Source organism: Bergeyella anatis (assembly GCF_036016955.1).
In the GTDB taxonomy this organism is placed as follows: domain Bacteria; phylum Bacteroidota; class Bacteroidia; order Flavobacteriales; family Weeksellaceae; genus JAYWXI01.
Genome location: NZ_JAYWXI010000008.1, coordinates 124538 through 135542, shown reverse-complemented (window position 1 = coordinate 135542; position 11005 = coordinate 124538). Strand labels below are relative to the sequence as shown.

Here is an 11005-nt window from a genome sequence, read left to right as displayed (position 1 = left end):
AAAATAAACTCAATAATCGACCTCGTAAAAGACTTGGATACCTCACGCCAAACGAAAAATTTAAACAAATTATTAATCAGAATTCTGTTGCATTTGCAAGTTGAATTCAGCTTATTTTTTAGGGTTCAGTTATGAAAAAAAAGAATCACTCGGCGGCGGTTGGTTTTATATTTATCACTTTATTGATTGATATTACGGGGTGGGGGATTGTTATTCCGGTCGTTCCCACGCTGATTCAGGATTTGATTCATGACTCGGATATCAGTAAGGCTTCGCAATACGGCGGATGGCTGAGTTTGCTTTATGCATTGATGCAATTTATTTTTGCTCCAGTACTGGGGAACCTCAGCGATCGGTACGGCCGGCGGCCGGTTCTTTTGTTTTCTTTATTGGGTTTCTCTATTAATTTTTTCCTTCAGGCTTGGGCGCCTACCATCTTTTGGCTTTTTATGGGGCGCATTTTTTCGGGGATTACGGGGGCTAGTATTACTGCAGCCAGTGCTTATATCGCGGATATTTCGGATGAAACCAACCGATCGAAAAATTTTGGAATGATTGGGGCTGCTTTCGGGTTGGGGTTTATTATCGGGCCGGTGATTGGCGGTGTACTGGGGCAATATGGTCCGAGGGTTCCGTTTGTGGCGGCGGGGATTCTCTGTTTGATTAACTTTCTGTATGGGGTTTTTATTTTGCCTGAAAGTTTATCCGTTGAAAACCGTCGAAAATTTAGCTGGCGGAGAGCCAATCCTTTGGGAAGTCTTCTACAGGTTCGTAAGCATCGGGAGATTCTCAACCTTATGGGGGCTTGGTTTTTGGTGTATGTGGCTTCTCATGCCGTGCAGACCAATTGGGCTTATTTCACGATGTACCGTTTTGAGTGGGACGAACGTATGGTTGGGATTTCCCTTGGGGTTATGGGAGGACTTACGGCTTTGGTTCAGGGGTATCTTATCCGTAAGATTTTGCCTAAGGTGGGTAATGAACGGGGGATTTTGTATGGTATTGTGGCTTATACTTTGGGGATGATTTTATTTGCCTTTGCCGGAAAACCGTGGATGATGTTTGCTGTTTTAGGGATTTACTGTTTGGGAGGCATTGCGGGGCCGGCCTTGCAGTCAGTGATTACTTCCAAGGTGCCGGCAAATGAACAAGGGGATCTTCAAGGGGCACTTACCAGCCTTGTGAGCTTAACTTCTATTATCGGGCCACCTCTTATGACTAATGTGTTTTATTATTTTACTCATAGCGAGGCTCCGTTTATTTTTCCAGGGGCTCCGTTTTTTCTGGGCTTTGTATTGATGTTTATCAGTGCGATTTTTGTGTATATTGTGCTTAGAAAAAAATAGGAAACACTTTTGATGGAGGCGTTTGCATGAAATAGGCGTTTGGAACTCTTTCCAAACGCCTAAAAATTAATTTAAAATTTGCTTTAGGAATTATTTTCTTACAAAAGCGGCCACGTTATCGGCGGAGACGGGGTTGTCCCCCAGGATGATTAAGCGTTCGACGACGTTTCTTAGTTCTCGGATGTTTCCGGTCCAAGGGTAGGTTTCCAATGCTTTGATGGCGCTGTCTTCAAATTTCTTTATGGCATTTCCTTGTTCTTCGGCAATGGTTTTGGCGAAGTGTTCCACCAAGAGTTTAATGTCTTCTTTTCTTTCGTCTAATGCGGGAACATAGATTTCGATTACGGAAAGTCGATGGTAAAGGTCTTCGCGGAAGCGTCCGGCTTCGATTTCTTTTTGCATGTTTTTATTGGTGGCGGCCAATACGCGCACGTCGACTTTGATTTCTTTGTCGCTTCCAACGGGCGAAACTTTGCTTTCTTGGAGGGCTCTTAACACTTTGGCTTGTGCCACCAGGCTCATGTCGCCGATTTCGTCCAAGAATAAGGTTCCGTTATGGGCTTGTTCGAATTTGCCTTGTTTGTCTTTTATGGCTCCGGTGAAAGAACCTTTGACATGGCCGAAGAGTTCCGATTCGATAAGTTCGGAGGGAATGGCGGCGCAATTCACTTCCACCATGGGTCCTTTGCTTCGTTCACTTTGGCTGTGAATGGCATGGGCTACCAGCTCTTTTCCTGCGCCGTTGGGACCGGTGATTAGGACTCGGGCGTCGGAGGAAGCCACTTTGTCAATCATGGTCTGTATTTTTTTCAGTGCAGGACTTTCGCCGACCATTTGGTATTTTTTGTTTACTTTTTTCTTTAGGGTTTTATTTTCGTTTTGGAGGGTTTGATTCTCTTTGGTGAGTTTTTCTCTGTCTAAAGCGTTTTTTACGCTGGTAATCAGTCGATTGATGTCGATTGGTTTTGAAATGAAATCGTAGGCGCCGTCTTTTAGGCAGTTTACGGCGGTATCAATATCGGCATGGCCGGAAATCATTACAAAAGTGGTGTAGGGCTTTAGTGCCAAAGCTTGCTTTAGAAGTTCCGAACCAGAGAGTTTAGGCATTTTTATATCCGATATGACCAATGCAAAATCTTCTTTTTCAATACTTTTGTAGCCTTCTAAGCCGTCTTCGGCTAATACGAATTCGTAGTTTTCGAGTTCATCGGACAAAATGTCTTTCAGGACTCCGGAGATTGCTTTTTCGTCTTCGACAATAAGTATTTTTTGCATGATGTTTATTTACGGGTTATAAAAATGTATTTTTCGCTTATGCAGCAAAAATTATTCCTAACTATGGAACGAGGGGTAAATTTGCCTCTAAAAAGAGGAAAGGGATGCTTGGATGGAGGAGGGCTTAGGGAGTCTTTGGTTTGGTCTTGGAGGAATGAAAAAGCGAAGAGTTTATTCTTCGCTTTTTAGTTTTTTTTAATTTTCATTTTTTTAATCCAATTCGTAAGTGACATTCAGGCTGACATTAAATTTTATTTTTTCAAAATCAATGCTAATGGGCTCTGGTGCCGAATCGGCCATTAAGGCTAATTCGCTGGTTTTTATTCGCAAACCGAGCGCTTGACCTTGCAGTGAAGAGTAGTTTTTGTCACTGATATATAATGCTTTACCGATTTTTTGACCGATGGATTTGGCTAAGATTTCACCGGTTGTTTTGGCTTTTTTTAGGGCTTTGGCTTTAAGTCCCAGTACGAGTTCGTCGGCTTTGGAGTATTCTGTTTTTTCGATGGAAGTGTTGGCAATGCCCGCATTTTCCAGTTCGGCGAGTACTCGGCCTGCGGTAACGGCGTTGGAGACTTGCAAGGAATACCTTTTCGATTTAATTATGTTCTGACCGCGCAGAAAGTAGTTTTTAAAATTACTGGTGGCATCCAAAAGAGAGAGTTGTTTTTCGGTATTGATATTGAGTTTTTTTAGGGTACTCTCCATTATTCTCTCTTGCTGTTCTACGGATTTTTTGTTTTTGGTGTCTGCTTCGTCAATGGTGATGGCAATGTAAATTTTATCGGGGACGACCAGCGTGTCTGCGTGAGCCGCTATTTCGATGTAGGGGCGGTCGATAAAGTTTTTTTGGGCAAAGGTCAGACTGGTAAAGACCAAAAGAAACAGGGTAGTGAATAGTCGGTTCATTATTTTTAATAATTTTAATTGTTAAGTAAAGTTTTATTATCAAAAAAGATTCCATAAAGGGTCAGGAGAAATAAAATTTAGAGTTTGGAGGGGTAATGCGTTTGAAAAATCAATGAGGGAAGGATGGTTTTATTCTCCTTAATATTTCCCATCTTTGTAAGGATTATTGAGTTTTTATTTGATTTTTAAAAGAATGGAGTGATGCATATTAGTCGTTATAAAGTTTTGGGGATGAGTTGCTCGGGGTGTGTCGGAAAGGTTACCGAGGCACTGAATCAGGGCGAGGGAATTTCGGTAGAGGTTGACTTGGAGGCACAGAGTGCCGTGATTTCGTCTGTGCGGGAGGTTTCGTTGGACGAGCTCAATGCCCTTTTGGAAAGAGCGGGGCATTACCGGTTGGAAGATCCGAATCGGCCGTCTTCTTTTTTACCGCCTCAGGAGCGGGTATCTCCAAGTTCGGTTTATTATTGCCCGATGGAATGCGAGGGCGAGAAAGTGTATTTTCGTCAGGGCGAACGTTGTAAGGTTTGCGGGATGTACTTGGTGCCTATTGAAGAAAAAGGCGAGGCTGTTTTGGAGCCGCCACCTCTTGTGATGGACGAAAAAGCCCATGCAGGACGCTACTATTGCCCGATGTTTTGCGAAGGGGACCGAACATACGAAAGTAATGTGGGGTGTCCGGTTTGCGGAATGGATTTGGTTAGGATTCCTTCGGGAGAAGCGGCTGGCGAAGAGGAGGATACGCTTGTTGTTTTGGGACGGAAACTTTGGTGGGCGTTAGGGTTTACGCTTCCGGTTTTCATTTTATCCATGGGGGGGATGCATTTTCATTGGCCGTTTTCCTCTTCGGTTCAGGGCTTTTTGGAACTTGTTTTCACGCTTCCGGTTATCTTTTATTCGGGGTGGTTTTTGCTGGTTCGGGGATGGCGATCGTTTAAGACGGGGCATCTTAACATGTTTTCTTTGATTACTTTGGGGGTCGCGGCGGCTTTTTCGTTTAGTTTGGTGGCATTGTTCTTTCCGGGAGTTCTTCCTTTGGCTATGTTTCAACATGGGAAGGCGCCTTTTTATTTCGAGGCGGTCGCCGTTATTTTGACTTTGGTGATTTTGGGGCAATGGATGGAAGCCCGGGCTCATCGGAAAACGGGACAGGCGATAGAGGAGTTGCTGAGGCTTTCCCCTGATGAGGCGAATGTCGTATGCGATGGTCAGGAAAAAAGAGTACCGGTGGCTCAGGTGCGCATTGGGGATTTTTTGAGGGTGAAACCCGGTGAGAAAATCCCGGTGGACGGTCGTATTACGGAAGGGTATTCGACGGTGGACGAGAGTATGATTACGGGCGAATCGATTCCTTTGGAGCGGCAACAAGGGGATGCCGTGGTGGGCGGAACGCTTAACGGAAACGGAACGTTTCTTATGGAGGCGCAGAAAATCGGAAACGATATGCTTTTGGCTAAAATTGTGGAGATGGTTAGGCAAGCCGGGCGGAGCAAAGCGCCTATGCAGAAATTAGCGGACAGGGTTGCGGGGATTTTTGTTCCTGTGGTTATTGGGGTGGCTGTGCTGACTTTTATCTTGTGGTTGGTATTTGGAGGGGAAAACCGTATGGTTTTAGCTTTGGTTAATGCGGTGGCAGTGCTTATTGTGGCTTGCCCTTGTGCTTTGGGGTTGGCGACGCCGATGAGTTTGATGGTAGGGATTGGGAAAGGGGCCCGAAACGGTATTCTTATCAAAAATGCTGAGGCTTTGGAGAAGATGAACAAAATTGAGGTCTTGATTACCGATAAGACGGGGACTTTAACTCAGGGGCGCCCCAAGGTGGATGAGGTTTTTGCTTTACGGCAGGGCGGGGAAGACTCGATTTTGAGGCTTGCGGCATCGTTAAACCGGCATTCGGGGCATCCGCTTTCGGGGGCGGTTTTGGCGGCTTGTCGAGCAAGCGGCGGGGTTACTGAGATAAAGGTTGAGAATTTTGAAAATCTTTCAGGGAAAGGCCTTCGGGGAGAAATCGAAGGGGTTGAAGTTTTGTTTGGAAACAGGGCTTTGCTGGAAGACTACGGGGTGGCGATTCCTACGGAAGTGAAACAGGGAGCCGAACGTGCTTTGGCGGCGGCGAAGACTTTGTCTTATTTGGTTAAGGAAAGAAGGGTTTTGGGGTACATTGCGTTTTCGGATCCTCTTAAAGCCGAAGCGGCGGAAGCCGTTGATTTTTTGCAGCGACGGGGGGTTGAGGTGATAATGATGACGGGCGACGGCGAATCGGCAGCGCGGGCGGTGGCTCAGGCTTTGGGTATTGGGATGTTTCAGGCGCAGAGTCTTCCTCAGGACAAAAGGGAAAAGGTGAAGGAATTGCAACGTCGAGGGGTGGTAGTGGCTATGGCGGGCGATGGCATTAATGACGCTCCGGCTTTGGCGCAGGCGGATGTGGGGATTGCGATGGGAACGGGAAGCGATATTGCTATTGAAACGGCCGAAATCACTTTATTGAAAGGCGATATTTTAGGGGTAGCGAAAGCTCGTCTCCTGAGTGAAAAACTGCAGGCTAATATCAGGCAAAATTTATTTTTTGCCTTTGTGTACAATTCGGTGGGGGTTCCGGTGGCGGCGGGGCTGCTTTATCCTGTTTTTGGTGTATTGCTCAGCCCGATGATTGCGGCGGCGGCCATGAGTTTTTCTTCGGTTTCGGTTTTGTTTAATGCTTTGAGGCTTAATTCGGTTCGGCTGGAACCTTCCGAGAGAAGCTAAGGAGGAAATTCGTTTTCTTTTTAGATTTTTTCATAACTTGCCCGAAAGCAAGAATATGAAAAAGAAATTGGTGGTTTTGTCTGGAGCGGGAATTTCCGCCGAGAGTGGGATCAAAACGTTTCGGGATTACGGTGGATTGTGGGAAAATCACCGTATAGAGGACGTTGCTTCTCCCGAAGGTTTTGCAAGGAATCCTTCGTTGGTTTTGGATTTTTATAACCTCAGGCGGAGACAGTTAAAGGAGGTTGAACCGAATGAGGCCCATCGTATTCTTTCGGCATTGGAGGACTATTATGACGTTTGGATCATTACCCAGAATGTGGATGATTTGCATGAACGTGCGGGGTCGAGCAGGGTGCTTCACCTTCACGGGGAGTTATTGAAAGTTCGTCCTTCGGGGGCGGAGGCACCGGTGATGCATTGGGATCAAGATTTGAATCTTGGCGATACGGATGAGAAAGGGCGGCAACTTCGTCCTCATATTGTATGGTTTGGAGAGGTGGTTCCGAACATTGAAGAAGCGGCGGTTTGGGTTTCCCAAGCGGATGTTTTTTTGGTGGTGGGAACTTCGCTTCAGGTTTATCCGGCGGCGGGGTTGGTGCATGAAGTGCCTCGGAACAGTAAAATATACGTGATTGATCCTCATTTGGAGGAGGGCATATTGGGGCGGGCTCATTATTTTCGTTGTTCGGCAACGGAGGGGATGAAGCGGCTGCAGGAGCAACTTTTGAGTGAGTTTAAACATTAGGGTTTGAGCAGATGAATTGGATAATTTTGATTATTGCGGGGCTTTTCGAGGTGGGGTTTGCGGCTTGCCTCGGCAAGGCCAAGATGGCCACGGGAAATGCGGTGTATTGGTGGTATTTGGGGTTTGTGGTTTGTTTGACTTTGAGCATGACGCTGCTATTGAAGGCTACGCAGACGCTGCCGATAGGGACGGCTTATGCCGTATGGACTGGTATTGGGGCGGTAGGAACGGTTTTGTTTGGGGTATTGGTTTTAAGGGAGCCGGTAACGTTTTGGAGGCTTTTTTTTCTGTTAACTCTCATTGCGTCGGTAATAGGGCTTAAAATGGTTTCTTCTCATTAAAGTAGAGCGTAGGCATAGAGTGATTTTCGGTTTTGGCGAACCGTTAGGCATTGTTTAAATTTGCAGAAAAAAGAATGGCGTTAAAGGCAAACTACGATGAGGTTCTCTCTCAGCTTCCACCGCAGGTTCAGTTGGTGGCGGTTTCCAAAACTCATCCGGTGGAAAAAATAAAAACGATTTACGACTGTGGGCAGCGGATTTTCGGAGAGAACAAGGTTCAGGAATTGGTGGAAAAATACCCTTTGCTGCCTAAGGATATTCAGTGGCATTTGATTGGTCATTTGCAGACTAATAAGGTGAAATACATTGCCGAATTTGTGGATACGATTCAAAGCGTAGACAGTGAAAAACTCCTTAGGGAAATCGACAAACAAGCGGCCAGATACGGGAGGAAAATCAAGGTTTTGTTGCAGGTGAAAATTGCGGAGGAAGATACCAAATTTGGGTTGGAGTCTTCGGTGGCCGAAACGCTTTTCCACCAATGGTTAGAGGGGGCTTTTCCTCATGTGGTTGTTACGGGATTGATGGGGATGGCTACTTTTACGGACGATCGAGAGCAAATCAGGAGAGAATTTTGTTTCCTCAAGAGCCTTTACGATCGTTTGGCTTTGCAACATCCGCTCCAAACGCTTTCTATGGGCATGAGTGGAGATTTTCCTTTAGCGGTGGATTGTGGTGCGAATTCGGTGAGGGTGGGCTCGGCTATTTTCGGCGATCGTTCGTATTCCAATGGAGTGCCTTTGTGATTAAATGCTTTATTTTTAGAAGGTTAATGCCTTTGTTTGAGGAAAGCGCGGGCATCGGGTGAATAAATCAATAATAATATTATATTTGTGGGTCAATTCACCAAAGAAAAATGCAGTCTATATCAGTTTTTGAAATCATTAAGGTCGGTATCGGCCCTTCCAGTTCCCATACTATGGGGCCTTGGAACGCAGCGGAGTTATTTTTGAACGAGATAAAAAGAACCCGGAGCATTGGGGATGTGGAGGAGGTCTATGTGGAATTTTTTGGTTCTTTGGCTAAAACGGGCGTGGGTCACGGGACGGATATTGCGGCGATGCTGGGGCTTTCGGGCGAAAATTTCAAAACGATTGATACTTCGACCATTGACGATAAAATTCGAGACATTCGCTCGTCGAATTTATTGAAGTTGGGCGGGATAAAGACGATTCCCTTTGTTTACGGGAAGCATTTGGTGTTAAATAGGCAGGAGTCGTTGGATTTTCATCCCAACGGGATGATTTTCAAGGCTGTTTTTGGAGATGGTTCGCATTTGGAGCAGGATTATTATTCCGTAGGTGGCGGTTTTGTGGCGACCAAGGAGGAGAATTCGATGGAAGAGGTTTGCGTTCGGACTTTATACCCTTGCCATTCGGGGGCTGATATTCAGAGAAACATAAGTAAATTGGGGTTAACCCGTCTTTCGGACTTGGTGTATCTGAACGAGGAAAGCTGGCGTTCCCGCGAGCAAACCGATGCGGAGGCTCTGTATATTTGGGAGCAAATCAAAGAATGCATTTACAAGGGCATCAGCCGTGAGGGGATTCTTCCCGGAGGGCTTAATGTGTCGAGAAGGGCAGCTGAACTCAATCGGAAACTTTTGGGGCACCAAAATTACCGGGATGCCGACTCTTGGTTTGATTGTGTTGTGGAAGCGGAAGCTACGTTTAACACGATTAATAAATGGGTGTCTTGTTTTGCTTTGGCGGTTAATGAAGAAAACGCCAGTTTCGGAAGAATCATAACGGCGCCGACCAATGGGGCCAGCGGGGTGATTCCGGCTGTTTTGATGTATTCTCAGGCTTTTACCGACTGCCGTTCGGAAGATGCGGTGATTCGTTTTCTTTTAGTGGCAGGGGAAATCGGAACTTTATTTAAGAAAAATGCAACTATTTCGGCGGCGATGGGCGGCTGTCAGGCAGAGATTGGGGTTTCTTCGGCAATGGCTGCGGCGGGGCTTACCGAGATTTTGGGAGGAACCCCGGGACAGGTGCTTATGGCGGCTGAAATTGCGATGGAGCACCATCTGGGGCTTACTTGCGATCCTATTGCCGGGTTGGTTCAGATTCCTTGCATTGAGCGAAATTCCATGGGAGCCATTAAAGCTATTACGGCAGCCAATATAGCTTTGGAAAGCGATCCTTCCAAAGCGAAAGTGTCTTTGGATCATGTGATTCAGTCGATGTGGGACACGGCTCAGAGCATGAATGCCCGATTTAAGGAAACCTCGGAGGGGGGATTGGCCATTGCGGTAAATGTGGCGGAATGTTAGAGGCGGCTTGGTCGAGAATTAAATGTTTTTTATCCTTTTGTTATTGAGGTGAAACCCGATTGGGAGTCGAATAAAGGAAAGAGGCCTTTGTAGGTCCGAATTTCATAAGAGCTAAAACTTTGTTGGGTTTTAGCTTTTTTTGTCTAACAGATTTCGTATTCTATTGGCATTAGTGATGAGTTCCTCCAAAAGAATCCAATTTTCTTTTTCCAATGCGGATTTGAACTTTCTTAGTTGAGCGAGGTGCTCGTTGAGGACATCAAGAACGTTTTCTTTGTTTTGCTTAAAGATGGGAACCCACATGTCGGGATGGGATTTGGCGAGTCTTACGGTGGAAGAAAACCCTGAGCTTGCCAGTTGAAAGATGGTGTCTTCTTCCTTTTCTTTTTCCAGGACGGTATTGGCTAAAGCGTAGGAGGTGATATGGGAGATGTGGGAGATATAGGCGGTATGGAGGTCGTGCGCGTCGGCATTCATATAGACGGGATACATTTCCAAGGTCTCAATGATTTCAAGTACGGTTTTTAAAGCGTCTTTTGCGGATTTTTCGGGGTCGCAGATTACGGCCGCACGGCCGCTGAAGCTTTCGTTTGAAGCGGCTTGGGGACCGCTATTTTCGGTCCCCCACATGGGGTGGAAAGCCACGTATCGGGAGCGCATGGGATGGTATTCCACCTGAGTGGTAATGCCAGTTTTGGTGGACCCGACATCCATGACGGTTTTTTTCGAATCAACCAAATCCAACACTTTTGGAAGCAGCGTTTGGGTAGTGTCTACGGGGGTAGCGATAAGGATGAGGTCAGCCTTTTTTACGCCTTCTTCGAGGTTCGCACATTGATCGATGATTCCTCGGGATAAAGCTGTTTTCAGGTGGTTTTCATTACGGTCGATGCCGAAAACGGTGGTTACGGCTTGTTTTTCTTTCAGTTTCAGCATCATGGATCCTCCGATGAGTCCCACGCCTACGACGGCAATATTCATAATTTGGTCTTTAAGGCAATTTTTTTAGGGTGTTAAAAGTAACGCCTTCTTTGCATTTGGTGAAGGTAATTTCGTATTCTGCTTTTTCTTTTGGGGAAAACAAAAGGTATTCGGGGCAAGGTTCTTTTTGGGCTTGGCTCCGCTTAAAGTCAATTTCGCCTTTGGTGATGAGGTGGTCTTTTAGAAATTTTTCGTTAATGCCGATGGTCTGCATTTGGTTTTGGAAGGTTTCGGTGTAGGTGAAATCTTTGCTTAGGGTTTCGGCAATGACCCGACTATTAGGCAGATAGCCGCTGCAAGTCGCCCCTTTTTTATTGAGAATGAAAAAAACGAGTAAAAGACCAGGAATGAACCCTATAAAATAAAATTTCAGTTTTCTAATCAT

The 11005-nt window shown here is 45.9% G+C and carries 10 protein-coding genes and 1 pseudogene; 7 read left to right on the top strand and 4 right to left on the bottom strand.

The genetic code is table 11. The features are described 5' to 3' along the window. Both VQ048_RS07500 and VQ048_RS07495 read left to right on the top strand, forming a co-directional pair. Positions 1 to 104, top strand: a pseudogene (locus VQ048_RS07500) (IS30 family transposase); the annotation flags it as partial. A gap of 27 nt (positions 105 to 131) precedes the next feature. Next, positions 132 to 1346 carry a TCR/Tet family MFS transporter gene (locus VQ048_RS07495; RefSeq protein ID WP_327611075.1) on the top strand — a complete coding sequence of 405 codons (1215 nt, stop codon included), beginning with the start codon at positions 132 to 134 and terminating at the stop codon, positions 1344 to 1346. Between the two features lie 90 nt (positions 1347 to 1436). Here the strand turns inward: VQ048_RS07495 and VQ048_RS07490 are convergent, their stop codons facing one another. Next, complete coding sequence (locus VQ048_RS07490; protein ID WP_327611074.1) at positions 1437 to 2621, bottom strand: sigma-54-dependent transcriptional regulator; 1185 nt, start codon at positions 2619 to 2621, stop codon at positions 1437 to 1439. A gap of 210 nt (positions 2622 to 2831) precedes the next feature. Next, positions 2832 to 3530 (bottom strand): SIMPL domain-containing protein, encoded by a 699-nt coding sequence (locus tag VQ048_RS07485; RefSeq protein WP_327611073.1) that lies wholly within the window; start codon positions 3528 to 3530, stop codon positions 2832 to 2834. A gap of 201 nt (positions 3531 to 3731) precedes the next feature. Here VQ048_RS07485 and VQ048_RS07480 point away from each other — a divergent pair, with 201 nt between their 5' ends. From VQ048_RS07480 to VQ048_RS07460, 5 genes are all read left to right on the top strand, one after another. After that, entirely contained in the window at positions 3732 to 6275 is a 2544-nt protein-coding gene (locus VQ048_RS07480) for a heavy metal translocating P-type ATPase (protein ID WP_327611072.1), read from the top strand. 55 nt (positions 6276 to 6330) lie between these two features. After that, positions 6331 to 7023 carry an SIR2 family NAD-dependent protein deacylase gene (locus VQ048_RS07475; RefSeq protein WP_327611071.1) on the top strand — a complete coding sequence of 231 codons (693 nt, stop codon included), beginning with the start codon at positions 6331 to 6333 and terminating at the stop codon, positions 7021 to 7023. 11 nt (positions 7024 to 7034) lie between these two features. After that, on the top strand, positions 7035 to 7364 hold the full coding sequence (locus VQ048_RS07470; RefSeq protein WP_327611070.1) for a DMT family transporter: 330 nt from the start codon (positions 7035 to 7037) through the stop codon (positions 7362 to 7364). Positions 7365 to 7438: 74 nt separating this feature from the next. Further along, positions 7439 to 8110 carry a YggS family pyridoxal phosphate-dependent enzyme gene (locus VQ048_RS07465; protein ID WP_327611069.1) on the top strand — a complete coding sequence of 224 codons (672 nt, stop codon included), beginning with the start codon at positions 7439 to 7441 and terminating at the stop codon, positions 8108 to 8110. Positions 8111 to 8220: 110 nt separating this feature from the next. Beyond that, the gene (locus tag VQ048_RS07460; RefSeq protein WP_327611068.1) at positions 8221 to 9639 is read left to right on the top strand and encodes an L-serine ammonia-lyase; all 1419 of its coding nucleotides are present in this window, start codon (positions 8221 to 8223) and stop codon (positions 9637 to 9639) included. Between the two features lie 129 nt (positions 9640 to 9768). On the opposite strand, the gene VQ048_RS07455 is transcribed toward VQ048_RS07460, so the two are convergent. Beyond that, positions 9769 to 10620 (bottom strand): prephenate dehydrogenase, encoded by an 852-nt coding sequence (locus tag VQ048_RS07455; RefSeq protein WP_327611067.1) that lies wholly within the window; start codon positions 10618 to 10620, stop codon positions 9769 to 9771. A gap of 10 nt (positions 10621 to 10630) precedes the next feature. Next, entirely contained in the window at positions 10631 to 11002 is a 372-nt protein-coding gene (locus tag VQ048_RS07450; protein WP_327611079.1) for a hypothetical protein, read from the bottom strand. Positions 11003 to 11005: the final 3 nt, after the last annotated feature.